Source organism: Escherichia sp. SCLE84, assembly GCF_012584495.1.
In the GTDB taxonomy this organism is placed as follows: Bacteria; Pseudomonadota; Gammaproteobacteria; order Enterobacterales; family Enterobacteriaceae; genus ECMA0423.
On record NZ_CP051430.1, the window covers coordinates 56,305 to 81,859 of the forward strand.

Below are 25,555 nucleotides of genomic sequence, written 5' to 3' on the forward strand. Positions count from 1 at the left end.
AGGTGACCTGTCCTGTAGGCCTGATAAGACGCGTAAATCGTCGCATCAGGCGTTCGCGGCGGCATCATTATATTCTGAATATGTAAGATCGAAGGCTGTTCCGTTCACTTGATGTTCCTCGCTACTATGGAACGCTCAAGCCGGTGAACGTGCCAGGGTGGCTCAATCGCCACCACCCTGGCAACCCGGGCTCCCGGCGGTAAATCGCCGCTGGCGCGGTTCCCTCATCTTATTCCTTTCGGCTATCGGGTAAAATGACCGATACCATCACACCTCGTACTCCAACTCGCCATCCTTATGCGGCGGAATAATCTGCACCTTCTGCACGCGATGGCTTTCCACCTGCAACGTTTTAAGCAAATAATCCCCCACCTGAACTTCTTCGCCAGGTTTTGGAATACGCTGTAAATATTCCATCAACAGCCCGGCAATGGTGTGATATTCACGTTTTTCATCCAGCGGCAGCGGCACATATTGCACCAGATCCTCCAGCGGCATATGACCATTCGCCGTCCAGGAACCGTCCGCATTCTTCTGAATATCATGGCGGGCGTCGATCTCTTCCACTTCGTTCGGTAAGTTACCGGCAATGGTTTCAGTGACGTCACTTAATGTCACAATCCCTTCCACTGAACCAAACTCATCCACCACAAAAGCAAAGTGCGTGCGGGCATTACGGAACTGCTCCAGGGCAGGTAACAACGGCAAGGTTTCCGGGAACACCAGCGGCTGGCGAATCAACACCCGCAGGTTGAGCGGTTCGCCACGCAGTGACTGTTGTAGCAGGTCGATAACGTGAACAACACCGAGCAAATCTTCTGCGTCATCACCGTCGGTAACCACCAGCCGCGTATGCTGATTTCGCTCCAGCAACTGGCGGATCTCGTCTTCCGGCGCGTTGAGATCGATATGCTCAATATCGTGGCGCGACGTCATAATGCTGCTGACAGTACGCTGGTTAAGATTAAGTACCCGCTCAATCATCCGCCGTTCCTGCGGATTAAAGATCTGCTGGTTACCATGATCCACCAGCATGGACGCGGTTTCGGCGTCCAGTTCCGCATCTTCTTTTTGCCCGCTAAGCAGGCGCATTACCGCTTCGGTAGTCCGCTGGCGTAGCGTCTGGTTAGCGGAAAGAAAACGTCGCCGGTTAAAGATAGCCAACTGATTGAGCGCCTCGATCATCACCGAGAAACCAATGGCAGCGTACAGGTAGCCTTTCGGAATGACGAAGCCGAAACCTTCTGCCACCAGGCTAAAGCCAATCATCAACAGGAAGCTTAAGCAGAGAATAACGATGGTCGGGTGACTGTTAACAAATTGCGTTAACGGCTTGCTGGCCATCAACATCAGGCTGATAGCGATAACCACGGCGGCCATCATGACCAGTAAATGGTCGACCATCCCGACGGCGGTAATCACTGAGTCGAGTGAGAAGATGGCGTCCAGTACCACAATTTGTGTCACCACCCCCCAGAACTTCGCACCTTTGCGTTGTGTGGGATTATTGCTGTCTTTCCCTTCCAGCCGTTCGTTCAGCTCCATCGTGGCTTTGAACAACAGGAAGAAACCACCAAACAGCATGATTAAGTCGCGGGCGCTAAAGGTAAACGAGCGGAAGCTGAACAGCGGTTGCGTCAGGGTGACCAGCCAGGAGATTGACGCCAGCAGTAACAGGCGCATTAACATCGCCAGCAGCAGCCCGGTAACCCGTGCGCGGTCGCGCTGCTTCGGCGGTAGTTTTTCGGCGAGGATGGCAATAAAGACCAGGTTATCAATGCCGAGGACCAGTTCGATCACAATCAGCGTGATTAACCCGGCCCAGATAGACGGATCGGCAATCCATTCCATAGTAAGTACAAAACCTATTCGTTGTATGACAAATGTCACAATTCGATCATGGATAAATCGGGGCAAAAATGCAATGTTGCAGCACTATTTATCTCATATTATTTGAGGGTAATAACCTCACATTATCCCTGAATTAAAAGTGGTAATAATAAAACATTATTTAAGAAATATCGCATGTGGAGGCGCAATATTAAATATTGTCAACCTAAAGAAACTCCTAAAAACCATATTGAATGACACTTAATATAATTCTTAAAAATAGCCAATTGCCGAATTGTTACCTTGCCTGCTATTCCGTTAGCTGTAACACTTCCTCCTGCATTATTGGAGAGCCAATATTCAATTACCATAATGTCACCTTATATTCGGAAGTTAATTTCCGCAATAACCCTTTCTCATCAACGATTGTATGCAGAGAGGGTTTGAAAAATTAAGCTAAATCAGTGTATTGGTAGCTAAAAAGCCAGGGGCGGTAGCGTGTCTGGATGCCTGAAAGACCAGTCTGAATTATTCTGTCAATAGCCTGCGGATGAAATCAATTTTTTTAGGACTGATGCCAGTTAAATTTTTATTCAATTAACTGCAAGGTAAATGTGCATGGCGACATTGCTATTAATAGTGCACAGGATAATTACTCTGCCAAAGTGATAAATAAACAATGATGAAATCCAAAATGAAATTGATGCCATTATTGGTGTCAGTAACCTTGATAAGCGGTTGCACAGTACTTCCGGGCAGCAATATGTCGACGATGGGCAAAGACGTCATCAAACAGCAGGACGCTGATTTCGATCTCGACAAAATGGTGAATGTTTATCCGTTGACCCCGCGCCTGATTGATCAATTACGTCCACGACCCAACGTAGCGCGCCCCAATATGACGCTGGAAAGTGAGATCGCGAATTACCAGTATCGCGTCGGGCCGGGCGACGTTCTGAATGTCACCGTCTGGGATCACCCGGAACTCACCACGCCAGCCGGTCAGTACCGCAGCTCCAGTGACACCGGCAACTGGGTACAGCCTGACGGCACTATGTTTTACCCGTATATCGGCAAGGTTCACGTAGTCGGGAAAACGCTCGCTGAAATCCGCAGTGATATTACCGGGCGCTTAGCGACGTACATCGCTGACCCGCAGGTGGACGTTAATATCGCCGCCTTCCGCTCACAAAAGGCCTATATCTCCGGACAGGTGAATAAATCCGGTCAACAGGCGATCACCAACGTACCACTGACCATTCTCGACGCCATCAACGCCGCAGGTGGCCTGACCGACACCGCTGACTGGCGCAACGTGGTGCTAACACACAATGGTCGTGAAGAACGCATTTCTTTGCAGGCGCTGATGCAAAACGGCGACCTCAATCAGAACCGACTGCTTTATCCCGGCGATATTCTCTACGTGCCGCGTAATGATGATCTGAAAGTGTTTGTGATGGGTGAAGTGAAGAAACAGAGCACCCTGAAAATGGACTTTAGCGGCATGACCCTGACTGAAGCCCTGGGCAATGCCGAAGGTATCGACATGACCACCTCCAACGCCAGCGGCATCTTTGTCATTCGTCCGCTGAAAGGCGAGGGCGGGCGTAATGGCAAGATTGCCAATATCTACCAGCTGGATATGTCCGATGCGACGTCGCTGGTGATGGCGACAGAATTCCGCCTGCAACCTTATGACGTGGTGTATGTCACCACCGCCCCGGTTTCCCGCTGGAACCGTCTGATCAATCAGTTGCTGCCAACTATTAGCGGTGTCCGTTACATGACGGATACAGCCAGCGACATTCATAACTGGTAATCGTCATGTTTAACAACATCTTAGTTGTCTGTGTCGGCAATATTTGCCGTTCCCCGACGGCGGAACGCTTACTGCAACGTTATCACCCGGAGCTAAAAGTGGAGTCCGCTGGACTCGGCGCGCTGGTCGGTAAGGGCGCTGATCCTACCGCTATCAGCGTCGCCGCAGAACATCAACTGTCTCTGGAAGGTCACTGTGCCCGTCAAATCAGCCGCAGCCTGTGTCGCAACTACGACCTGATTTTGACCATGGAAAAGCGCCATATCGAACGCTTATGCGAGATGGCACCTGAGATGCGCGGCAAAGTGATGCTGTTTGGTCACTGGGATAACGAATGTGAAATCCCCGATCCGTATCGCAAAAGCCGGGAAACGTTTGCAGCGGTGTACACATTACTTGAACGGTCTGCCCGCCAGTGGGCGCAGGCATTGAACGCAGAGCAGGTATAAGAATGACAGAAAAAGTAAAACAACATGCCGCTCCGGTAACGGGCAGTGATGAAATCGATATTGGTCGCCTGGTCGGCACCGTCATTGAAGCGCGCTGGTGGGTAATTGGCATCACCGCCGTATTCGCCCTCTGTGCCGTGGTTTACACCTTCTTCGCCACGCCGATATACAGCGCCGACGCACTGGTACAAATCGAACAAAGCAGCGGCAATTCGCTGGTGCAGGATATCGGATCGGCATTAGCCAACAAACCGCCAGCATCGGATGCCGAGATCCAGTTGATTCGTTCGCGCCTGGTGCTTGGTAAAACGGTGGACGATCTCGACCTCGATATTGCGGTGAGCAAAAACACGTTCCCGATTTTCGGTGCGGGCTGGGATCGCCTGATGGGGCGTCAGAACGAGACGGTAAAAGTGACTACCTTTAACCGCCCGAAAGAGATGGCGGATCAGGTGTTTACGCTTAATGTGCTGGACGATAAAAACTACACTCTGAGCAGCGATGGCGGCTTTAGCGCCCGTGGGCAAGCGGGCCAGATACTGAAAAAAGAAGGCGTCACGCTGATGGTTGAAGCCATTCACGCCCGCCCGGGCAGTGAGTTTACCGTCACCAAATACTCCACGCTGGGGATGATCAATCAACTGCAAAACAGCCTGACGGTAACGGAGAACGGCAAAGACGCAGGCGTACTGAGCCTGACTTATACCGGTGAAGATCGCGAACAGATCCGCGACATTCTTAACAGCATCGCTCGTAACTATCAGGAACAAAATATTGAGCGCAAATCGGCGGAAGCGTCGAAAAGCCTCGCCTTCCTCGCGCAACAGTTACCGGAAGTACGTAGCCGCCTTGATGTTGCCGAAAACAAACTGAATGCCTTCCGTCAGGATAAAGATTCTATTGATCTGCCGCTGGAAGCGAAAGCGGTGCTCGATTCGATGGTGAACATCGACGCGCAGTTGAACGAACTGACCTTTAAAGAGGCGGAAATCTCCAAGCTGTACACCAAAGTTCACCCGGCGTACCGCACGCTGCTGGAGAAACGTCAGGCGCTGGAAGAAGATAAAGCCAAACTTAACGGTCGCGTAACGGCGATGCCGAAAACCCAGCAGGAGATTGTCCGTCTGACCCGCGATGTCGAGTCTGGGCAGCAGGTCTATATGCAACTGCTGAATAAAGAGCAGGAGCTGAAAATCACCGAAGCCAGTACCGTCGGCGATGTGCGCATTGTTGACCCGGCAATCACCCAGCCTGGCGTGTTAAAACCGAAGAAAGGGCTGATTATCCTCGGCGCGATTATCCTCGGCCTGATGCTTTCTATCGTGGGTGTGCTGCTGCGCTCGTTGTTTAATCGCGGCATCGAAAGCCCGCAAGTACTGGAAGAACACGGTATCAGCGTCTATGCCAGCATCCCGCTGTCGGAATGGCAAAAAGCGCGCGATAGCGTCAAAACCATCAAAGGGATTAAACGCTATAAACAGAGCCAGCTACTGGCGGTGGGGAATCCAACCGATCTGGCGATTGAAGCCATCCGTAGTCTGCGTACCAGTTTGCACTTCGCGATGATGCAGGCGCAGAACAATGTGTTGATGATGACCGGGGTTAGCCCGTCAATCGGTAAAACCTTTGTCTGCGCCAACCTGGCGGCGGTGATCAGTCAGACCAATAAACGGGTGTTGTTGATCGACTGCGATATGCGCAAAGGCTACACCCACGAGCTGTTGGGTACCAATAACGTCAATGGCCTGTCGGAAATTCTGATTGGTCAGGGCGATATTACTACCGCTGCTAAACCGACCTCTATTGCCAAATTTGACCTGATCCCGCGCGGTCAGGTACCGCCAAATCCTTCTGAACTGTTGATGAGCGAACGCTTTGCCGAACTGGTGAACTGGGCGAGTAAAAACTACGACCTGGTGTTGATTGATACGCCGCCGATTCTGGCAGTGACCGATGCGGCAATTGTTGGTCGTCATGTTGGAACCACGTTAATGGTGGCGCGTTATGCGGTCAACACATTGAAAGAAGTGGAAACCAGTCTGAGCCGCTTTGAGCAAAACGGTATTCCGGTGAAAGGGGTGATTCTGAACTCCATCTTCCGCCGCGCCAGCGCGTATCAGGATTATGGCTATTACGAATACGAATATAAGTCGGATGCGAAATAACGACGCCTGCATTCGCACCGCCCCGTAGGCCGGATAAGGCGCTCACGCCGCATCCGGCAAGCAAACCAGCTCATAAGCCGGGAGAACAACCTATGAAAGATAATCCGCTGATCTCAATCTATATGCCAACCTGGAACCGCCAACAACTGGCGATTCGGGCGATAAAATCGGTCCTGCGCCAGGACTACAGCAACTGGGAGATGATCATCGTGGATGATTGCTCCACCTCCTGGGAACAACTGCAACAGTACGTCACCGCCCTCAACGATCCGCGTATCACTTACATCCACAACGATATTAACAGCGGGGCGTGCGCGGTACGTAACCAGGCTATTATGCTGGCGCAAGGGGAATACATTACCGGGATCGATGACGATGACGAATGGACACCCAACCGTCTGAGCGTCTTCCTCGCCCATAAACAGCAACTGGTCACTCACGCCTTTTTGTACGCTAACGACTACGTATGCCAGGGAGAAGTTTATTCCCAACCGGCAAGCTTACCACTGTATCCCAAATCGCCGTACTCACGCCGCCTGTTCTATAAACGCAATATCATTGGCAATCAGGTCTTTACCTGGGCATGGCGTTTCAAAGAGTGTTTGTTCGATACCGAACTGAAAGCAGCACAGGATTACGACATCTTCCTGCGGATGGTGGTGGAGTACGGCGAACCGTGGAAAGTGGAAGAGGCGACGCAGATCCTGCATATCAATCACGGCGAAATGCAGATCACCTCGTCACCGAAAAAATTCTCCGGATACTTCCACTTTTACCGCAAGCACAAAGACAAATTCGACCGCGCCAGTAAAAAATATCAGCTGTTTACCCTCTACCAGATCCGCAATAAACGTATGACCTGGCGCACTTTGCTGACGCTGCTGTCGGTGCGTAACGGCAAACGTCTGGCTGATGGTATTCGGGGGCGCTAAAGATGCTGGAAGATCTGCGCGCCAACAGCTGGAGTTTACGTCCGTGCTGCATGGTTCTAGCCTATCGCGTCGCTCATTTTTGTTCGGTGTGGCGCAAAAAGAACGTCCTCAACAATATTTGGGCGGCCCCGCTGCTGGTGCTGTATCGCATTATCACCGAATGCTTTTTCGGTTATGAAATCCAGGCAGCCGCAACCATTGGTCGCCGTTTCACTATCCATCACGGTTACGCCGTAGTGATCAATAAAAACGTGGTAGCGGGGGATGATTTCACCATTCGCCACGGCGTCACTATCGGCAATCGTGGTGCCGATAACATGGCATGTCCACACATTGGCAACGGCGTCGAACTCGGTGCCAACGTCATTATTCTTGGTGATATCACCCTTGGTAACAACGTCACCGTGGGTGCGGGCAGCGTGGTGCTCGACTCTGTCCCGGACAACGCGCTGGTGGTGGGAGAAAAAGCGCGAGTGAAGGTAATCAAATGAATATTCTGCAATTTAATGTGCGACTGGCGGAAGGCGGGGCAGCAGGTGTGGCGTTAGATCTCCACCAGCGTGCGCTGCAACAGGGGCTGGCGTCACATTTTGTCTACGGTTACGGCAAAGGCGGCAAAGAGAGCGTCAGCCATCAGAACTATCCGCAGGTCATCAAACATACGCCGCGGATGACCGCGATGGCGAACATTGCGTTGTTTCGTCTGTTTAATCGCGATCTGTTCGGCAATTTCAATGAGTTATATCGCACCATTACTCGCACCCCGGGGCCGGTGGTTCTGCATTTTCATGTGCTGCACAGCTACTGGCTAAATCTTAAGAGCGTGGTGCGCTTTTGCGAAAAGGTGAAAAACCATAAACCGGATGTCACTCTGGTCTGGACGCTGCACGACCACTGGAGCGTTACCGGGCGCTGCGCCTTTACCGACGGTTGTGAAGGCTGGAAAACGGGCTGCCAGAAATGCCCGACCTTAAATAACTATCCGCCGGTGAAGATTGATCGCGCGCACCAGCTGGTGGCGGGCAAACGCCAGTTATTTCGTGAGATGCTGGCGCTGGGCTGTCAGTTTATTTCCCCCAGCCAGCATGTGGCTGACGCTTTCAATAGTCTGTACGGGCCAGGGCGTTGCCGGATTATCAATAATGGTATTGATATGGCAACCGAAGCGATTCTGGCGGACTTGCCTCCGGTGCGCGAAACCCAGGGCAAGCCGAAAATCGCGGTGGTGGCGCATGACCTGCGTTACGACGGCAAGACTAACCAGCAACTGGTGCGTGAGATGATGGCGCTGGGCGACAAAATTGAACTGCATACCTTCGGTAAGTTCTCGCCGTTCACCGCTGGCAACGTGGTTAATCACGGCTTTGAAACCGACAAACGTAAGCTGATGAGCGCGCTCAATCAGATGGATGCGCTGGTGTTCAGTTCTCGCGTCGATAACTACCCGCTGATTTTGTGTGAGGCGCTATCGATTGGCGTGCCGGTGATTGCCACCCATAGCGATGCGGCGCGTGAAGTGCTGCAAAAATCCGGCGGTAAAACCGTCAGTGAAGAAGAGGTGCTGCAACTGGTGCAGTTAAGCAAACCGGAAATCGCGCAGGCGATATTTGGTACCACGCTGGCTGAGTTCAGCCAACGCAGCCGCGCCGCCTACAGTGGACAACAGATGCTGGAGGAGTATGTCAACTTCTATCAGAATCTGTAGCTACCTGCTGCTGCCGCTGATCTACCTGCTGGTTAACGTCAAAATCGCCCAGCTTGGCGAAAGTTTCCCCATCACTATCGTCACTTTTTTACCTGTCTTGTTACTGCTGTTTTTAGAACGCATCAGCGTTAAAAAATTGATGATTGCCTTAGGGATTGGTGCGGGACTCACGGCGTTTAACTACCTGTTTGGTCAGTCGCTGGATGCCGGTAAATACGTCACTTCAACCATGCTGTTTGTCTATATTGTGATCATTATTGGCATGGTGTGGAGTATTCGTTTTAAAACAATTTCGCCACACAACCATCGCAAGATATTACGTTTCTTTTATCTGGTGGTCGGGCTGGTGGTGGCGCTGGCGGCGGTGGAGATGGCGCAAATTATCCTCACCGGCGGCAGCAGTATTATGGAGTCGATTTCGAAATATCTGATTTACAGCAACAGCTATGTACTGAATTTCATTAAATTCGGCGGTAAGCGTACGACAGCACTTTATTTCGAACCGGCATTTTTCGCTCTGGCATTAATCTCAATTTGGCTCAGCATCAAACAGTTTGGTATCAAAACGCCTAAAACCGATGCTATGATTCTCGCAGGGATAATATTATCCGGATCGTTTTCAGGGGTTATGACCTTTATCCTGTTTTATTTGCTGGAGTGGGCATTCCAATATCTGAATAAAGAGGCGATTAAGAAAAAGTTACCGTTAGCATTGATTTCTCTGGCTGTATTCCTGGTTGGTGTGGTAATCGCGTTTCCTTATATTTCCACCCGTCTGGGCGATTTAGGTACGGAAGGATCGTCATCGTATTATCGTATTGTCGGTCCGCTGGTGATGGTCGGTTATTCTTTGACCCATATTGACGGTGTAGTCAGATTTGGCTCACTTTATGAATATGTCGCATCATTCGGAATATTTAACGGTGCGGATGTCGGAAAAACCATAGACAATGGTTTGTATCTGCTGATTATTTATTTTTCCTGGTTCGCGGTGTTTTTATCGCTGTGGTACATGGGGAAAGTGATAAAAATGATGATCAACGCTTTTGGTGATAACCGCAATTTTCGCGTGCAATTATATCTTTTTACTCCGGTATCGCTGTTTTTTACCGGTTCGATATTTAGCCCGGAATATGCATTTTTAATCGTCTGTCCGTTTATTTTGCGAAAAGCGTTAAATATTACGAGGTAAGAATAAGAACATGTTGCTTAGCATAATCACTGTCGCGTTTCGTAACCTCGAAGGGATAGTCAAAACACATGCCTCGCTGGCGCATCTGGCGCAGGCGGACGATATCAGCTTCGAATGGATTGTTGTCGATGGCGGCTCCAATGACGGCACCCGTGAGTATCTGGAAAATCTCAATGGTATCTATAACCTACGCTTTGTCAGCGAGCCAGATAACGGTATCTACGACGCCATGAACAAGGGCATTGCGATGGCACAAGGCAAGTTCGCGTTGTTTCTCAACTCGGGCGATATTTTTCATCAGGATGCCGCATATTTTGTCCGTAAGTTAAAAATGCAAAAAGATAACGTGATGATCACCGGCGATGCGCTGCTGGATTTTGGCGACGGGCATAAAATTAAACGTAGCGCCAAACCGGGTTGGTATATTTATCACAGCCTGCCCGCCAGTCATCAGGCGATATTTTTCCCAGTATCCGGTTTGAAAAAATGGCGTTATGACCTGGAATATAAAGTTTCTTCTGATTACGCGCTGGCAGCCAAAATGTATAAAGCAGGTTATGCATTTAAAAAACTCAATGGCCTGGTGTCTGAATTTTCTATGGGTGGGGTATCTACCACCAATAATATGGAGTTGTGTGCTGACGCGAAAAAAGTCCAACGGCAAATATTACATGTGCCTGGCTTCTGGGCAGAATTATCCTGGCATTTACGCCAGCGTACTACCTCAAAGACGAAAGCCTTATATAACAAAAGCTGAATATAAGGGAAAACGATGCAGGATTTAAGTGGATTCTCGGTGCCGAAAGGGTTCCGGGGTGGCAACGCTATTAAAGTGCAATTGTGGTGGGCAGTACAGGCAACATTATTTGCCTGGTCGCCACAAGTATTGTATCGCTGGCGGGCATTTTTATTACGTTTATTCGGCGCAAAAATAGGAAAAAACGTAGTTATTCGGCCGTCAGTAAAAATTACCTATCCGTGGAAATTAACCTTAGGTGATTACGCGTGGGTCGGCGATGAGGTCAATTTATATACCCTCGGTGAAATAACCATTGGCGCACATTCGGTGATATCGCAAAAAAGTTATTTATGCACCGGGAGCCACGACCATGCAAGTCAACATTTCACCATTAACGCCACGCCTATTGTGATTGGCGAGAAATGCTGGCTGGCAACCGATGTCTTTGTTGCCCCTGGCGTCACTATCGGCGACGGCACCGTCGTGGGGGCGCGAAGCAGTGTTTTTAAATCGCTTCCGGCAAATGTGGTTTGCCGGGGGAATCCCGCAGTGGTGATACGCGAACGCGTTGAAACTGAATAAATTCAAAAAATACAGAGGAATAAGACATGTCAAAAGTCGCTCTCATCACCGGTGTAACCGGACAAGACGGTTCTTACCTGGCAGAGTTTCTGCTGGAAAAAGGTTACGAGGTGCATGGTATTAAGCGTCGTGCATCGTCATTCAACACCGAGCGCGTGGATCACATTTATCAGGATCCGCACACCTGCAACCCGAAATTCCATCTGCATTATGGCGACCTGAGTGATACCTCCAACCTGACGCGCATTTTGCGTGAAGTGCAGCCGGATGAAGTGTACAACCTGGGCGCAATGAGCCACGTTGCGGTTTCTTTTGAGTCACCGGAATATACCGCTGACGTCGACGCGATGGGTACGCTGCGCCTGCTGGAGGCGATCCGCTTCCTCGGTCTGGAAAAGAAAACCCGTTTCTATCAGGCTTCCACCTCTGAACTGTACGGTCTGGTGCAGGAAATTCCGCAGAAAGAAACCACGCCGTTCTACCCGCGATCTCCGTATGCGGTCGCCAAACTGTATGCCTACTGGATCACCGTTAACTACCGCGAATCCTACGGCATGTACGCCTGTAACGGTATTCTCTTCAACCATGAATCCCCGCGCCGCGGCGAAACCTTCGTTACCCGCAAAATCACCCGCGCAATCGCCAATATCGCCCAGGGGCTGGAGTCGTGCCTGTACCTCGGCAATATGGATTCCCTGCGTGACTGGGGCCATGCCAAAGACTACGTAAAAATGCAGTGGATGATGCTGCAACAGGAACAACCGGAAGATTTCGTTATCGCGACCGGCGTTCAGTACTCCGTACGTCAGTTCGTGGAAATGGCGGCAGCACAGCTGGGCATCAAACTGCGCTTTGAAGGCACGGGCGTTGAAGAGAAGGGCATTGTGGTTTCCGTCACCGGGCATGACGCGCCGGGCGTTAAACCGGGCGATGTGATTATCGCCGTTGACCCGCGTTACTTCCGTCCGGCGGAAGTTGAAACGCTGCTCGGCGACCCGACCAAAGCGCACGAAAAACTAGGCTGGAAACCGGAAATCACCCTCAAAGAGATGGTGTCTGAAATGGTGGCTAATGACCTCGAAGCGGCGAAAAAACACTCTCTGCTGAAATCTCACGGCTACGACGTGGCGATCGCGCTGGAGTCATAAGCATGAGTAAACAACGCATTTTTATCGCTGGTCATCGCGGGATGGTCGGTTCTGCCATCAAGCGGCAGCTCGAACAGCGCGGTGATGTGGAGCTGGTATTACGTACCCGCGATGAACTGAACCTGCTGGACAGCCGCGCGGTGCATGATTTCTTTGCCAGCGAAAGCATTGACCAGGTCTATCTGGCGGCGGCGAAAGTGGGCGGCATTGTTGCCAACAACACCTATCCGGCGGATTTCATCTACCAGAACATGATGATTGAGAGCAACATCATTCACGCCGCGCATCAGAACGACGTGAACAAACTGCTGTTTCTCGGATCGTCCTGCATCTACCCGAAACTGGCAAAACAGCCGATGGCAGAAAGCGAGCTGTTGCAGGGTACGCTGGAGCCGACCAACGAGCCTTATGCCATTGCCAAAATCGCCGGGATCAAACTGTGCGAATCTTACAACCGCCAGTATGGACGCGATTACCGCTCTGTCATGCCGACCAACCTGTACGGGCCGCATGACAACTTCCACCCGAGTAATTCGCATGTGATCCCAGCATTGCTGCGTCGCTTCCACGAGGCGACGGCACAGAATGCGCCGGACGTGGTGGTGTGGGGCAGCGGCACACCGATGCGCGAATTTCTGCACGTCGATGATATGGCGGCGGCGAGCATTCATGTCATGGAGCTGGCGCACGAAGTCTGGCTGGAGAACACCCAGCCGATGCTGTCGCACATTAACGTCGGCACGGGCGTTGACTGCACTATCCGCGAGCTGGCGCAAACCATCGCCAAAGTGGTGGGTTACAAAGGTCGGGTGGTTTTTGATGCCAGCAAACCGGATGGTACGCCGCGCAAACTGCTGGATGTGACGCGCCTGCATCAGCTTGGCTGGTATCACGAAATCTCACTGGAAGCGGGGCTTGCCAGCACTTACCAGTGGTTCCTTGAGAATCAAGACCGCTTTCGGGGGTAATGATGTTTTTACGTCAGGAAGACTTTGCCACGGTAGTGCGCTCCACCCCGCTTGTCTCTCTCGACTTTATTGTCGAGAACAGTCGCGGCGAGTTTCTGCTTGGCAAAAGAACCAACCGCCCGGCGCAGGGTTACTGGTTTGTGCCGGGAGGGCGCGTGCGGAAAGACGAAACGCTGGAGGCCGCATTTGAGCGGCTGACGATGGCGGAACTGGGGCTGCGTCTGCCAATAACAGCAGGCCAGTTTTACGGTGTCTGGCAGCACTTTTATGACGATAACTTCTCCGGCACGGATTTCTCCACTCACTATGTGGTGCTCGGTTTTCGCTTCAGAGTATCGGAAGAAGAGCTGTTACTGCCGGATGAGCAGCATGACGATTACCGCTGGCTGACGCCGGATGCACTGCTCGCCAGTGACAATGTTCACGCTAACAGCCGCGCCTATTTTCTCGCTGAGAAGCGTGCCGGAGTACCCGGATTATGAAAATACTGGTCTACGGCATTAACTACTCGCCGGAGTTAACCGGCATCGGCAAATACACCGGCGAGATGGTGGAATGGCTGGCGGCACAAGGTCATGAGGTGCGGGTCATTACCGCACCGCCTTACTACCCGCAGTGGCAGGTGGGCGAGAACTATTCCGCCTGGCGGTACAAACGAGAAGAGGGGGTCGCCACGGTGTGGCGCTGCCCGCTGTACGTGCCAAAACAGCCGAGCACCCTGAAACGCCTGTTGCATCTCGGCAGTTTTGCCGTCAGCAGTTTTTTCCCGTTGATGGCGCAACGTCGCTGGAAGCCGGATCGCATTATCGGCGTAGTGCCAACGCTGTTTTGTACGCCGGGAATGCGCCTGCTGGCGAAACTCTCTGGTGCGCGTACCGTGCTTCATATTCAGGATTACGAAGTGGACGCCATGCTGGGGCTGGGCCTTGCCGGAAAAGGCAAAGGCGGCAAAGTGGCACAGCTGGCGACGGCGTTCGAACGTAGCGGACTGCATAACGTCGATAACGTCTCCACGATTTCGCGTTCGATGATGAATAAAGCTATCGAAAAAGGCGTGGCGGCAGAAAACGTCATCTTCTTCCCCAACTGGTCGGAAATCGCCCGTTTTCAGCATGTCGCAGACGCCGATGTTGATGCCCTTCGTAACCAGCTTGACCTGCCGGATAACAAAAAAATCATTCTTTACTCCGGCAATATTGGTGAAAAGCAGGGGCTGGAAAACGTTATTGAAGCTGCCGATCGTCTGCGCGATGAACCGCTGATTTTTGCCATTGTCGGGCAGGGCGGCGGCAAAGCGCGGCTGGAAAAAATGGCGCAGCAGCGTGGACTGCGCAACATGCAATTTTTCCCGCTGCAATCGTATGACGCTTTACCCGCACTGCTGAAGATGGGCGATTGCCATCTGGTGGTGCAAAAACGCGGCGCGGCAGATGCCGTATTGCCGTCGAAACTGACCAATATTCTGGCGGTAGGCGGTAACGCGGTGATTACCGCAGAGGCCCACACAGAACTGGGGCAGCTTTGCGAAACCTTTCCGGGCATTGCGGTTTGCGTAGAACCGGAATCGGTCGAGGCGCTGGTGGCGGGGATCCGTCAGGCGCTCCTGCTGCCCAAACACAACACGGTGGCACGTGAATATGCCGAACGCACACTCGATAAAGAGAACGTGTTACGTCAATTTATAAATGATATTCGGGGATAATTATGGCGCAGTCGAAACTCTATCCAGTTGTGATGGCAGGTGGCTTCGGTAGCCGCTTATGGCCGCTTTCCCGCGTACTTTACCCCAAGCAGTTTTTATGCCTGAAAGGCGATCTCACCATGCTGCAAACCACCATCTGCCGCCTGAACAGCGTGGAGTGCGAAAGCCCGGTGGTGATTTGCAATGAGCAGCACCGCTTTATTGTCGCGGAACAGCTGCGTCAACTGAACAAACTCACCGAGAACATTATTCTCGAACCGGCAGGGCGTAACACTGCACCTGCCATTGCACTGGCGGCGCTGGCGGCAAAACGTCATAGCCCGGAGAGCGACCCGTTAATGCTGGTATTGGCGGCGGATCATGTGATTGCCGATGAAGACGCGTTCCGTGCCGCCGTGCGTAATGCCATGCCATATGCCGAAGCGGGCAAGCTGGTGACCTTCGGCATTGTGCCGGATCTACCAGAAACCGGTTATGGCTATATTCGTCGCGGTGAAGTGTCTGCGGGTGAGCAGGATACGGTGGCCTTTGAAGTGGCGCAGTTTGTCGAAAAACCGAATCTGGAAACCGCCCAGGCCTATGTGGCAAGCGGCGAATATTACTGGAACAGCGGCATGTTCCTGTTCCGCGCCGGACGCTATCTCGAAGAACTGAAAAAATATCGCCCGGATATCCTCGATGCCTGCGAAAAAGCGATGAGCGCCGTCGATCCGGATCTCGATTTTATTCGCGTGAATGAAGAAGCGTTTCTCGCCTGCCCGGAAGAGTCGGTGGATTACGCGGTCATGGAACGTACGGCAGATGCCGTTGTGGTGCCGATGGATGCGGGCTGGAGCGATGTCGGTTCCTGGTCCTCTTTATGGGAGATCAGTGCCCACACCGCCGAGGGCAACGTTTGCCATGGCGATGTGATTAATCACAAAACTGAAAACAGCTATGTGTATGCCGAATCTGGCCTGGTCACCACCGTCGGGGTGAAAGATCTGGTAGTGGTGCAGACCAAAGATGCGGTGCTGATTGCCGACCGTAACGCGGTGCAGGATGTGAAAAAAGTGGTCGAGCAGATCAAAGCCGATGGTCGCCATGAGCATCGGGTGCATCGCGAAGTCTATCGCCCGTGGGGCAAATATGACTCTATCGACGCAGGCGACCGCTACCAGGTGAAACGCATCACCGTGAAACCGGGCGAAGGCTTGTCGGTACAGATGCACCATCACCGTGCGGAACACTGGGTGGTTGTCGCGGGAACGGCAAAAGTCACCATTGACGGTGATATCAAACTGCTTGGTGAAAACGAGTCCATTTATATTCCGCTGGGGGCGACGCACTGCCTGGAAAACCCGGGGAAAATTCCGCTCGATTTAATTGAAGTGCGCTCCGGCTCTTATCTCGAAGAGGATGATGTGGTGCGTTTCGCGGATCGCTACGGACGGGTGTAAACGTCGCATCAGGCGCTGTTTGTCGGATGCGGCGTGAACGCCTTATCCGACCTACGGTTCGGTTTTGTAGGCCTGATAAGACGCGGCAGCGTCGCATCAGGCAATGAATGCGAAACCGCGGTGTAAATAACGACAAAAATAAAATTGGCCGTTTCGGTCAGGGCCAACTATTGCCTGAAAAAGGGTAACGACATGAAAAAATTAACCTGCTTTAAAGCCTATGATATTCGTGGAAAATTAGGCGAAGAACTGAATGAAGATATTGCCTGGCGCATTGGTCGCGCCTATGGCGAATTTCTCAAACCGAAAACCATTGTGTTAGGCGGTGATGTCCGCCTCACCAGCGAAACCTTAAAACTGGCGCTGGCGAAAGGTTTACAGGATGCGGGCGTCGATGTGCTGGATATTGGTATGTCCGGCACCGAAGAGATCTATTTCGCCACGTTCCATCTCGGCGTGGATGGCGGCATCGAAGTTACCGCCAGCCATAACCCGATGGATTACAACGGCATGAAGCTGGTGCGCGAAGGGGCTCGCCCGATCAGCGGTGATACCGGACTGCGCGACGTCCAGCGTCTGGCAGAAGCCAACGACTTTCCTCCCGTTGATGAAACCAAACGCAGTCGTTATCAGCAAATTACCCTGCGTGACGCTTACGTTGATCACCTGTTCGGTTATATCAACGTCAAAAACCTCACGCCGCTCAAGCTGGTGATTAACTCCGGGAATGGCGCAGCGGGTCCGGTGGTGGACGCCATCGAAGCCCGCTTTAAAGCCCTCGGCGCACCTGTGGAATTAATCAAAGTGCACAACACGCCCGACGGGAATTTCCCCAACGGTATTCCTAACCCGCTGCTGCCAGAATGTCGCGACGACACCCGCAATGCGGTCATCAAACACGGCGCGGATATGGGCATTGCCTTTGATGGCGATTTTGACCGCTGTTTCCTGTTTGACGAAAAAGGGCAGTTTATCGAGGGCTACTACATTGTCGGCCTGCTGGCAGAAGCGTTCCTCGAAAAAAAATCCCGGCGCGAAGATCATCCACGATCCACGTCTCTCCTGGAACACCGTTGATGTGGTGACTGCCGCAGGCGGCACCCCGGTAATGTCGAAAACCGGACACGCCTTTATTAAAGAACGGATGCGCAAGGAAGACGCCATCTACGGTGGCGAAATGAGCGCCCACCATTACTTCCGTGATTTTGCTTACTGCGACAGCGGCATGATCCCGTGGCTGCTGGTAGCCGAACTGGTGTGCCTGAAAGGAAAAACGCTGGGCGAACTGGTGCGCGACCGGATGGCGGCGTTTCCGGCAAGCGGTGAGATCAACAGCAAACTGGCGCAACCCGTTGAGGCGATTAATCGCGTCGAACAGCATTTTAGCCGCGAGGCGCTGGCGGTGGATCGCACCGATGGCATCAGCATGACCTTTGCCGACTGGCGCTTTAACCTGCGCTCCTCCAACACCGAACCGGTGGTGCGGTTGAATGTGGAATCGCGCGGTGATGTGCCGCTGATGGAAGCGCGAACGCGAACTCTGCTGACGTTGCTGAACGAGTAATGTCGGATCTTCCCTTACCCCATTGCGGGTAAGGGGCAAATAACAGGAACAACGATGACAAATCTAAAAAAGCGCGAGCGAGCGAAAACCAATGCATCGTTAATCTCTATGGTGCAACGCTTTTCAGATATCACCATCATGTTTGCCGGGTTATGGCTGGTTTGCGAAGTCAGCGGACTGTCATTCCTCTACATGCACCTGTTGGTGGCGCTGATTACGCTGGTGGTGTTCCAGATGCTGGGCGGCATCACCGATTTTTATCGCTCATGGCGCGGTGTTCGGGCAGCGACAGAATTTGCCCTGTTGCTACAAAACTGGACCTTAAGCGTGATTTTCAGCGCCGGACTGGTGGCGTTCAACAATGATTTCGACACGCAACTGAAAATCTGGCTGGCGTGGTATGGGCTGACCAGCATCGGACTGGTGGTTTGCCGTTCGTGTATTCGCATTGGGGCGGGCTGGCTGCGTAATCATGGCTATAACAAGCGCATGGTCGCGGTGGCGGGGGATTTAGCCGCCGGACAAATGCTGATGGAGAGCTTCCGTAATCAGCCGTGGTTAGGGTTTGAAGTGGTGGGCGTATACCACGACCCAAAACCGGGCGGCGTTTCTAACGACTGGGCGGGTAATCTGCAACAGCTGGTCGAGGACGCGAAAGCGGGCAAGATTCATAACGTCTATATCGCGATGCAAATGTGCGACGGCGCGCGAGTGAAAAAACTGGTCCATCAACTGGCGGACACCACCTGTTCGGTGCTGCTGATCCCCGATGTCTTTACCTTCAACATTCTCCATTCACGTCTCGAAGAGATGAACGGCGTTCCGGTGGTGCCGCTTTACGATACGCCGCTTTCCGGGGTTAACCGCCTGATAAAACGTGCGGAAGACATTGTGCTGGCGACGCTTATTCTGCTGCTGATCTCCCCGGTGCTGTGCTGTATTGCGCTGGCGGTGAAACTGAGCTCACCTGGGCCGGTTATTTTCCGCCAGACTCGCTACGGCATGGATGGCAAGCCGATCAAAGTGTGGAAGTTTCGTTCCATGAAAGTGATGGAGAACGACAAAGTGGTGACCCAGGCGACGCAGAACGATCCGCGCGTCACTAAAGTGGGGAACTTTCTGCGCCGCACCTCGCTGGATGAATTGCCGCAGTTTATCAATGTGCTGACCGGGGGGATGTCGATTGTCGGTCCACGTCCACACGCGGTGGCGCATAACGAACAGTATCGCCAGCTCATTGAAGGCTACATGCTGCGTCATAAAGTGAAACCGGGCATTACTGGCTGGGCGCAGATTAATGGCTGGCGCGGCGAAACCGACACGCTGGAGAAAATGGAAAAACGCGTCGAGTTCGACCTTGAGTACATCCGCGAATGGAGCGTCTGGTTCGATATCAAAATCGTTTTCCTGACGGTATTCAAAGGCTTCGTTAACAAAGCGGCATATTGATATGAGCTTACGTGAAAAAACCATCAGCGGTGCGAAGTGGTCGGCGATTGCCACGGTGATCATCATCGGCCTCGGGCTGGTGCAGATGACCGTGCTGGCGCGGATTATCGACAACCACCAGTTCGGCCTGCTTACCGTGTCGCTGGTGATTATCGCGCTGGCAGATACGCTTTCTGACTTCGGTATCGCTAACTCGATTATTCAGCGAAAAGAAATCAGCCACCTTGAACTCACCACGCTGTACTGGCTGAACGTTGGGCTGGGGCTTGTGGTGTGCGTGGCGGTGTTTTTGTTGAGTGATCTCATTGGTGACGTGCTGAACAACCCGGACCTGGCACCGTTGATTAAAACATTGTCGCTGGCGTTTGTGGTGATCCCCCACGGGCAACAGTTCCGCGCGTTGATGCAGAAGGAGCTGGAGTTCAACAAAATCGGCATGATCGAAACCAGCGCGGTGCTGGCGGGTTTCACTTTTACGGTGGTTAGCGCCCATTTCTGGCCGCTGGCGATGACCGCGATCCTCGGTTATCTGGTCAATAGTGCGGTAAGAACGCTGCTGTTTGGCTACTTTGGTCGAAAAATTTATCGCCCCGGTCTGCACTTCTCGCTGGCGTCGGTGGCACCGAACTTACGCTTTGGTGCCTGGCTGACGGCGGATAGCATCATCAACTATCTCAATACCAACCTTTCAACGCTGGTGCTGGCGCGTATTCTCGGCGCGGGCGTGGCAGGGGGATACAACCTGGCGTACAACGTGGCCGTTGTGCCGCCGATGAAGCTGAACCCGATCATCACCCGTGTGTTGTTTCCGGCATTCGCCAAAATTCAGGACGATGCCGAAAAGCTGCGCGTTAACTTCTACAAGCTGTTGTCGGTAGTGGGGATTATCAACTTTCCGGCGCTGCTCGGGCTGATGGTGGTGTCGAATAACTTTGTACCGCTGGTCTTTGGTGAGAAGTGGAACAGCATTATTCCGGTGCTGCAATTGCTGTGTGTGGTGGGTCTGCTGCGCTCCGTAGGTAACCCGATTGGTTCGCTGCTGATGGCGAAAGCGCGGGTCGATATCAGCTTTAAATTCAACGTATTCAAAACATTTCTGTATATTCCGGCGATTGTTATTGGTGGGCAGATGGCGGGCGCAATCGGCGTCACGCTCGGTTTCCTGCTGGTGCAGATTATCAACACCATTCTGAGTTACTTCGTGATGATTAAACCGGTTCTTGGTTCCAGTTATCGCCAGTACATCCTGAGTTTATGGCTGCCGTTTTATCTCTCGCTGCCGACGCTGGTGGTCAGTTATGCGCTGGGCATTGTGCTGAAAGGGCAACTGGCGCTGGGGATGCTGCTGGCGGTGCAAATAGCCACGGGTGTGCTGGCGTTTGTGGTGATGATTGTGCTGTCGCGCCATCCACTTGTGGTGGAAGTGAAACGTCAGTTTTGTCGCAGCGAAAAAATGAAAATGCTTTTACGGGCGGGGTGAATGGTTGTTTTAGGCTCCGACAACGGTTGCCGGGTGCAGCGTAAAACGCCTTATCCATCCTACGGTTCTGTGCTCGGGACCTGTAGGCCTGATAAGACGCGTCAGCGTCGCATCAGGCACTGAATGCCGGATGCGGCGTGAACGCCTTATCCGGCCTACGGTTCTGTGCTCGGGACCTGTAGGCCTGATAAGACGCGTCAGCGTCGCATCAGGCACTGAATGCCGGATGCGGCGTGAACGCCTTATCCGGCCTACGGTTCTGTGCTCGGGTCTTGTAGGCCTGATAAGACGCGTCAGCGTCGCATCAGGCAAAAAGCGGCAACGAACAAAACAAACGCAGCCTCACCTGGCATCAAATTTATGAGGAAAAAATGAAATTACTTATTCTGGGCAACCACACTTGCGGCAATCGTGGCGACAGCGCCATCCTGCGCGGCTTACTTGATGCCATCAACATCCTCAATCCACACGCCGAAGTGGACGTGATGAGCCGCTATCCGGTCAGTTCTTCCTGGCTGCTCAACCGCCCGGTAATGGGCGATCCGCTGTTCCTGCAAATGAAACAACACAACAGCGCGGCGGGCGTTGTCGGGCGCGTTAAAAAAGTCCTCCGTCGCCGCTATCAGCACCAGGTATTGCTCTCACGCGTCACCGACACTGGCAAGCTGCGCAATATCGCCATCGCCCAGGGATTCACCGACTTCGTGCGCCTGCTCTCAGGTTACGACGCCATTATTCAGGTCGGAGGATCGTTTTTTGTCGATCTCTACGGCGTGCCGCAGTTTGAACATGCGCTTTGCACGTTTATGGCGAAAAAGCCGCTGTTTATGATTGGTCACAGCGTCGGCCCCTTCCAGGATGAGCAATTTAACCAACTGGCGAACTACGTCTTTGGTCACTGTGACTCGCTGATCCTGCGCGAATCGGTCAGCCTTGATTTGATGAAACGCAGCAATATCACTACCGCAAAAGTGGAACATGGCGTCGATACCGCGTGGCTGGTCGATCACCACACAGAAGACTTCACCGCCAGCTATGCCGTTCAACATTGGCTGGACGTTGCCGCACAACAGAAAACGGTGGCAATTACCCTGCGCGAACTGGCACCGTTCGACAAACGTCTCGGCACCACTCAGCAAGCGTATGAAAAAGCCTTTGCCGGGGTGGTCAATCGCATTCTCGATGAAGGGTATCAGGTGATTGCGCTCTCCACCTGTACGGGCATCGACAGCTATAACAAAGACGACCGCATGGTGGCGCTCAACCTGCGCCAGCATATCAGCGATCCTGCCCGTTACCACGTGGTGATGGATGAACTCAACGATCTGGAAATGGGCAAAATTCTCGGTGCCTGTGAACTCACCGTCGGTACGCGCCTACACTCAGCCATTATCTCGATGAACTTTGCCACTCCGGCGATTGCCATCAACTACGAACATAAATCCGCCGGGATTATGCAGCAGCTGGGGCTGCCAGAGATGGCGATTGATATCCGTCATTTACTGGACGGCAGCTTGCAAGCGATGGTTGCGGATACCTTAGGCCAACTTCCGGCGCTGAACGCGCGACTTAACGAAGCCGTCAGTCGCGAACGTCAGACGGGAATGCAGATGGTGCAGTCTGTACTGGAACGCATCGGGGAGGTGAAATGAAGGTCGGCTTCTTTTTACTGAAATTTCCGCTGTCGTCGGAAACCTTCGTCCTCAACCAAATTACCGCGTTTATTGATATGGGCTTTGAGGTGGAGATTGTCGCGCTGCAAAAAGGCGACACCCAGAATACCCACGCGGCATGGACGAAATACAACCTTGCCGCCAGAACCCGCTGGTTACAGGACGAACCACAAGGCAAAGTTGCGAAACTGCGCCACCGCGCCAGCCAGACCTTACGCGGCATTCATCGTAAAAATACCTGGCAGGCGCTCAACCTCAAACGCTATGGTGCTGAGTCGCGAAACCTGATTTTGTCTGCCATTTGTGGTCAGGTCGCAACACCGTTACATGCCGATGTCTTTATCGCTCATTTTGGTCCAGCGGGGGTAACCGCAGCAAAACTACGCGAACTGGGTGTCATTCGCGGCAAAATTGCCACCATCTTCCACGGTATTGATATCTCCAGTCGGGAAGTGCTCAACCACTACACTCCCGAATATCAACAACTGTTTCGCCGTGGCGACCTGATGTTACCGATAAGCGATCTGTGGGCCGGAAGGCTGCAAAAAATGGGCTGCCCCAGAGAAAAAATCGCCGTATCGCGTATGGGCGTGGACATGACGCGCTTTAGCCCGCGTCCGGTGAAAGCGCCCGCAACGCCGCTGGAAATCATTTCCGTCGCACGCTTAACCGAGAAAAAAGGCCTGCATGTGGCGATCGAAGCCTGTCGGCAGTTGAAAGAGCAGGGCGTGGCATTTCGCTATCGCATCCTCGGCATTGGCCCGTGGGAAAGACGCCTGCGCACCCTCATCGAACAATATCAACTGGAAGATGTGGTGGAGATGCCGGGCTTTAAACCGAGCCATGAAGTGAAAGCGATGCTCGACGACGCGGATGTCTTCCTGTTGCCATCGGTAACGGGCGCGGATGGCGATATGGAAGGCATTCCGGTAGCGCTGATGGAAGCGATGGCGGTCGGCATTCCGGTGGTTTCTACTCTGCATAGCGGAATACCGGAACTGGTGGAGGCCGATAAATCCGGCTGGCTGGTGCCTGAGAACGATGCTCGCGCACTGGCGCAACGCCTGGCGGCATTTAGCCAACTGGACACCGACGAACTGGCTCCGGTTATCAAACGTGCTCGCGAAAAAGTCGAACACGATTTTAACCAGCAGGTGATTAATCGAGAACTTGCCAGCTTGCTGCAAGCTTTATAGAGGAGAACGCATGCAATTTAAAACACTCTCCCGACGCACCTTCCTGACGGCAAGCTCCGCGCTTGCCTTCCTCCATACCCCTTTCGCTCGCGCACTTCCCGCCCGACAAAGCGTTAACATTAACGACTACAACCCTCACGACTGGATCGCCTCATTTAAACAAGCCTTCAGCGAAGGGCAAACGGTCGTCGTGCCTGGCGGATTGGTTTGTGACAATATCAACACCGGCATCTTTATCCCTCCCGGTAAAACGTTACACATTCTTGGAAACTTGCGCGGCAACGGCAGAGGGCGATTTGTCTTACAGGACGGCAGCCAGGTGACAGGGGAGGAGGGCGGCAGTATGCATAACATCACCCTGGATGTGCGCGGCTCTGACTGCACCATCAAAGGTCTGGCGATGAGCGGCTTTGGCCCGGTAACGCAGATTTATATCGGCGGCAAAAACAAACGGGTCATGCGCAACCTGACCATCGATAACCTCACTGTCAGCCACGCTAATTACGCCATCTTACGCCAGGGATTTCATAACCAGATAATCGGTGCCAACATCACCAACTGTAAATTTAGTGATTTACAGGGCGATGCCATTGAATGGAACGTGGCGATTAACGACCATGATATTTTGATCTCCGACCATGTCATCGAGCGCATCAACTGTACTAATGGCAAAATCAACTGGGGCATTGGCATAGGCCTTGCGGGGAGTACTTATGATAATAACTACCCGGAAGACCAGGCAGTGAAAAACTTTGTCGTGGCAAATATCACGGGATCGGATTGTCGGCAGTTGATCCATGTTGAAAATGGTAAACATTTTGTTATTCGTAATATCAAAGCCCGCAATATCACGCCGGATTTCAGTAAGAAAGCAGGCATTGATAACGCGACAGTTGCTATTTACGGTTGTGACAATTTCGTGATTGATAATATTGAAATGATTAATAGCGCCGGGATGTTAATCGGCTATGGGGTAATTAAAGGCAAATATCTCTCGATACCGCAAAATTTCCGAGTGAATAATATTCAAATGGATAACACCCATCTTGCTTATAAATTGCGCGGCATCCAAATCTCCGCCGGGAATGCTGTCTCCTTTGTGGCGCTGACTAACATTGAGATGAAGCGTGCGTCGCTGGAGTTACACAACAAACCGCAACACCTTTTTATGCGAAATATCAAGGTGATGCAGGAATCCTCTGTTGGACCAGCATTGAGCATGAACTTTGACATGCGCAAAGACGTTCGCGGCATTTTTATGGCGAAAAAAGAAACACTGCTGTCTCTTGCAAATGTTCATGCGGTGAATGAGAAAGGACAAAGCTCCGTCGATATCGACAGGATTAATCACCATATTGTTAATGTGGAAAAGATTAACTTTAGATTGCCGGAACGGAGGGAGTAGATTTGCGACCATTCCTGGAAAAATGGAGCCATACTTAGGAACAATGCTACTGCAATCCACAACGAAGCGGCGTAACATCACAAGTAATTCAGTAATCAATTCAGGGTAATTGATGCTG

Annotated in this window: 21 protein-coding genes and 1 pseudogene; 20 read left to right on the top strand and 2 right to left on the bottom strand. The window is 52.4% G+C overall.

Going from position 1 to position 25,555, the window contains the following annotated elements; translation table 11 throughout:
• Nucleotides 1-267 precede the first annotated feature (267 nt).
• Nucleotides 268-1,851, bottom strand: coding sequence for a TerC family protein (locus HGD79_RS00275; protein WP_001721560.1), 1,584 nt, complete (start codon nucleotides 1,849-1,851; stop codon nucleotides 268-270).
• Between the two features lie 200 nt (nucleotides 1,852-2,051).
• Complete coding sequence (locus tag HGD79_RS00280) at nucleotides 2,052-2,201, bottom strand: hypothetical protein (RefSeq protein WP_162829205.1); 150 nt, start codon at nucleotides 2,199-2,201, stop codon at nucleotides 2,052-2,054.
• Nucleotides 2,202-2,509: 308 nt separating this feature from the next.
• Here HGD79_RS00280 and wza point away from each other — a divergent pair, with 308 nt between their 5' ends.
• The 20 genes and pseudogenes from wza (at nucleotide 2,510) to wcaM (ending at nucleotide 25,437) form a co-directional block, all read left to right on the top strand.
• Nucleotides 2,510-3,649, top strand: coding sequence for a polysaccharide export protein Wza (gene wza / locus HGD79_RS00285; RefSeq protein ID WP_000978094.1), 1,140 nt, complete (start codon nucleotides 2,510-2,512; stop codon nucleotides 3,647-3,649).
• A 5-nt stretch (nucleotides 3,650-3,654) separates the two neighbouring features.
• Nucleotides 3,655-4,098, top strand: coding sequence for a low molecular weight protein-tyrosine-phosphatase Wzb (gene wzb / locus HGD79_RS00290; RefSeq protein WP_000482918.1), 444 nt, complete (start codon nucleotides 3,655-3,657; stop codon nucleotides 4,096-4,098).
• Nucleotides 4,099-4,100: 2 nt separating this feature from the next.
• A complete protein-coding gene (wzc, locus tag HGD79_RS00295; RefSeq protein ID WP_168848239.1) occupies nucleotides 4,101-6,263 on the top strand; it encodes a tyrosine-protein kinase Wzc in 2,163 nt (720 codons plus the stop codon).
• Nucleotides 6,264-6,355: 92 nt separating this feature from the next.
• Entirely contained in the window at nucleotides 6,356-7,195 is an 840-nt protein-coding gene (gene wcaA / locus HGD79_RS00300) for a colanic acid biosynthesis glycosyltransferase WcaA (protein ID WP_000654503.1), read from the top strand.
• Between the two features lie 2 nt (nucleotides 7,196-7,197).
• Nucleotides 7,198-7,686 (top strand): colanic acid biosynthesis acetyltransferase WcaB, encoded by a 489-nt coding sequence (wcaB, locus tag HGD79_RS00305; protein ID WP_000888729.1) that lies wholly within the window; start codon nucleotides 7,198-7,200, stop codon nucleotides 7,684-7,686.
• Entirely contained in the window at nucleotides 7,683-8,900 is a 1,218-nt protein-coding gene (gene wcaC, locus HGD79_RS00310) for a colanic acid biosynthesis glycosyltransferase WcaC (protein WP_001023912.1), read from the top strand. The genes wcaB and wcaC overlap by 4 nt, the downstream gene beginning before the upstream one ends.
• Nucleotides 8,875-10,092 (top strand): colanic acid polymerase WcaD, encoded by a 1,218-nt coding sequence (wcaD, locus tag HGD79_RS00315; RefSeq protein WP_000107788.1) that lies wholly within the window; start codon nucleotides 8,875-8,877, stop codon nucleotides 10,090-10,092. Before wcaC ends, wcaD begins: the two co-directional genes overlap by 26 nt.
• Nucleotides 10,093-10,102: 10 nt before the next feature.
• Nucleotides 10,103-10,849, top strand: a complete 747-nt coding sequence (gene wcaE, locus HGD79_RS00320) for a colanic acid biosynthesis glycosyltransferase WcaE (RefSeq protein ID WP_000927046.1) — start codon at nucleotides 10,103-10,105, stop codon at nucleotides 10,847-10,849.
• A gap of 15 nt (nucleotides 10,850-10,864) precedes the next feature.
• Nucleotides 10,865-11,413, top strand: a complete 549-nt coding sequence (gene wcaF, locus HGD79_RS00325; RefSeq protein ID WP_001153581.1) for a colanic acid biosynthesis acetyltransferase WcaF — start codon at nucleotides 10,865-10,867, stop codon at nucleotides 11,411-11,413.
• 26 nt (nucleotides 11,414-11,439) lie between these two features.
• Nucleotides 11,440-12,561, top strand: coding sequence for a GDP-mannose 4,6-dehydratase (gene gmd, locus HGD79_RS00330; protein ID WP_000048188.1), 1,122 nt, complete (start codon nucleotides 11,440-11,442; stop codon nucleotides 12,559-12,561).
• Between the two features lie 2 nt (nucleotides 12,562-12,563).
• A complete protein-coding gene (fcl, locus tag HGD79_RS00335; RefSeq protein WP_000043595.1) occupies nucleotides 12,564-13,529 on the top strand; it encodes a GDP-L-fucose synthase in 966 nt (321 codons plus the stop codon).
• A gap of 2 nt (nucleotides 13,530-13,531) precedes the next feature.
• Complete coding sequence (gene gmm, locus HGD79_RS00340; RefSeq protein WP_032179528.1) at nucleotides 13,532-14,011, top strand: GDP-mannose mannosyl hydrolase; 480 nt, start codon at nucleotides 13,532-13,534, stop codon at nucleotides 14,009-14,011.
• On the top strand, nucleotides 14,008-15,231 hold the full coding sequence (gene wcaI / locus HGD79_RS00345; protein WP_032179527.1) for a colanic acid biosynthesis fucosyltransferase WcaI: 1,224 nt from the start codon (nucleotides 14,008-14,010) through the stop codon (nucleotides 15,229-15,231). Before gmm ends, wcaI begins: the two co-directional genes overlap by 4 nt.
• A 2-nt stretch (nucleotides 15,232-15,233) precedes the next feature.
• Complete coding sequence (cpsB, locus tag HGD79_RS00350) at nucleotides 15,234-16,670, top strand: mannose-1-phosphate guanyltransferase (protein WP_168848240.1); 1,437 nt, start codon at nucleotides 15,234-15,236, stop codon at nucleotides 16,668-16,670.
• Between the two features lie 192 nt (nucleotides 16,671-16,862).
• Nucleotides 16,863-18,234 (top strand): annotated as a pseudogene (gene cpsG, locus HGD79_RS00355) (colanic acid biosynthesis phosphomannomutase CpsG).
• A 54-nt stretch (nucleotides 18,235-18,288) separates the two neighbouring features.
• The gene (gene wcaJ, locus HGD79_RS00360; protein ID WP_000183124.1) at nucleotides 18,289-19,683 is read left to right on the top strand and encodes an undecaprenyl-phosphate glucose phosphotransferase; all 1,395 of its coding nucleotides are present in this window, start codon (nucleotides 18,289-18,291) and stop codon (nucleotides 19,681-19,683) included.
• Nucleotide 19,684: 1 nt separating this feature from the next.
• Complete coding sequence (wzxC, locus tag HGD79_RS00365) at nucleotides 19,685-21,163, top strand: colanic acid undecaprenyl disphosphate flippase WzxC (protein WP_139496459.1); 1,479 nt, start codon at nucleotides 19,685-19,687, stop codon at nucleotides 21,161-21,163.
• 371 nt (nucleotides 21,164-21,534) lie between these two features.
• A complete protein-coding gene (gene wcaK, locus HGD79_RS00370; RefSeq protein WP_001718493.1) occupies nucleotides 21,535-22,815 on the top strand; it encodes a colanic acid biosynthesis pyruvyl transferase WcaK in 1,281 nt (426 codons plus the stop codon).
• A complete protein-coding gene (gene wcaL / locus HGD79_RS00375) occupies nucleotides 22,812-24,032 on the top strand; it encodes a colanic acid biosynthesis glycosyltransferase WcaL (protein WP_139496458.1) in 1,221 nt (406 codons plus the stop codon). Before wcaK ends, wcaL begins: the two co-directional genes overlap by 4 nt.
• Before the next feature lie 10 nt (nucleotides 24,033-24,042).
• Complete coding sequence (gene wcaM / locus HGD79_RS00380; RefSeq protein WP_139496457.1) at nucleotides 24,043-25,437, top strand: colanic acid biosynthesis protein WcaM; 1,395 nt, start codon at nucleotides 24,043-24,045, stop codon at nucleotides 25,435-25,437.
• Nucleotides 25,438-25,555 lie beyond the last annotated feature (118 nt).

Excerpts from the sequence above, each read along its gene's own strand:
- HGD79_RS00275 (WP_001721560.1), bottom strand. The coding sequence starts at position 1,851 with ATGGAATGGATTGCCGATCCGTCTATCTGGGCCGGGTTAATCACGCTG.
- HGD79_RS00280 (WP_162829205.1), bottom strand. The coding sequence starts at position 2,201 with ATGGTAATTGAATATTGGCTCTCCAATAATGCAGGAGGAAGTGTTACA.
- wza (WP_000978094.1), top strand. The coding sequence starts at position 2,510 with ATGATGAAATCCAAAATGAAATTGATGCCATTATTGGTGTCAGTAACC.
- wzb (WP_000482918.1), top strand. The coding sequence starts at position 3,655 with ATGTTTAACAACATCTTAGTTGTCTGTGTCGGCAATATTTGCCGTTCC.
- wzc (WP_168848239.1), top strand. The coding sequence starts at position 4,101 with ATGACAGAAAAAGTAAAACAACATGCCGCTCCGGTAACGGGCAGTGAT.
- wcaA (WP_000654503.1), top strand. The coding sequence starts at position 6,356 with ATGAAAGATAATCCGCTGATCTCAATCTATATGCCAACCTGGAACCGC.
- wcaB (WP_000888729.1), top strand. The coding sequence starts at position 7,198 with ATGCTGGAAGATCTGCGCGCCAACAGCTGGAGTTTACGTCCGTGCTGC.
- wcaC (WP_001023912.1), top strand. The coding sequence starts at position 7,683 with ATGAATATTCTGCAATTTAATGTGCGACTGGCGGAAGGCGGGGCAGCA.
- wcaD (WP_000107788.1), top strand. The coding sequence starts at position 8,875 with ATGTCAACTTCTATCAGAATCTGTAGCTACCTGCTGCTGCCGCTGATC.
- wcaE (WP_000927046.1), top strand. The coding sequence starts at position 10,103 with ATGTTGCTTAGCATAATCACTGTCGCGTTTCGTAACCTCGAAGGGATA.
- wcaF (WP_001153581.1), top strand. The coding sequence starts at position 10,865 with ATGCAGGATTTAAGTGGATTCTCGGTGCCGAAAGGGTTCCGGGGTGGC.
- gmd (WP_000048188.1), top strand. The coding sequence starts at position 11,440 with ATGTCAAAAGTCGCTCTCATCACCGGTGTAACCGGACAAGACGGTTCT.
- fcl (WP_000043595.1), top strand. The coding sequence starts at position 12,564 with ATGAGTAAACAACGCATTTTTATCGCTGGTCATCGCGGGATGGTCGGT.
- gmm (WP_032179528.1), top strand. The coding sequence starts at position 13,532 with ATGTTTTTACGTCAGGAAGACTTTGCCACGGTAGTGCGCTCCACCCCG.
- wcaI (WP_032179527.1), top strand. The coding sequence starts at position 14,008 with ATGAAAATACTGGTCTACGGCATTAACTACTCGCCGGAGTTAACCGGC.
- cpsB (WP_168848240.1), top strand. The coding sequence starts at position 15,234 with ATGGCGCAGTCGAAACTCTATCCAGTTGTGATGGCAGGTGGCTTCGGT.
- wcaJ (WP_000183124.1), top strand. The coding sequence starts at position 18,289 with ATGACAAATCTAAAAAAGCGCGAGCGAGCGAAAACCAATGCATCGTTA.
- wzxC (WP_139496459.1), top strand. The coding sequence starts at position 19,685 with ATGAGCTTACGTGAAAAAACCATCAGCGGTGCGAAGTGGTCGGCGATT.
- wcaK (WP_001718493.1), top strand. The coding sequence starts at position 21,535 with ATGAAATTACTTATTCTGGGCAACCACACTTGCGGCAATCGTGGCGAC.
- wcaL (WP_139496458.1), top strand. The coding sequence starts at position 22,812 with ATGAAGGTCGGCTTCTTTTTACTGAAATTTCCGCTGTCGTCGGAAACC.
- wcaM (WP_139496457.1), top strand. The coding sequence starts at position 24,043 with ATGCAATTTAAAACACTCTCCCGACGCACCTTCCTGACGGCAAGCTCC.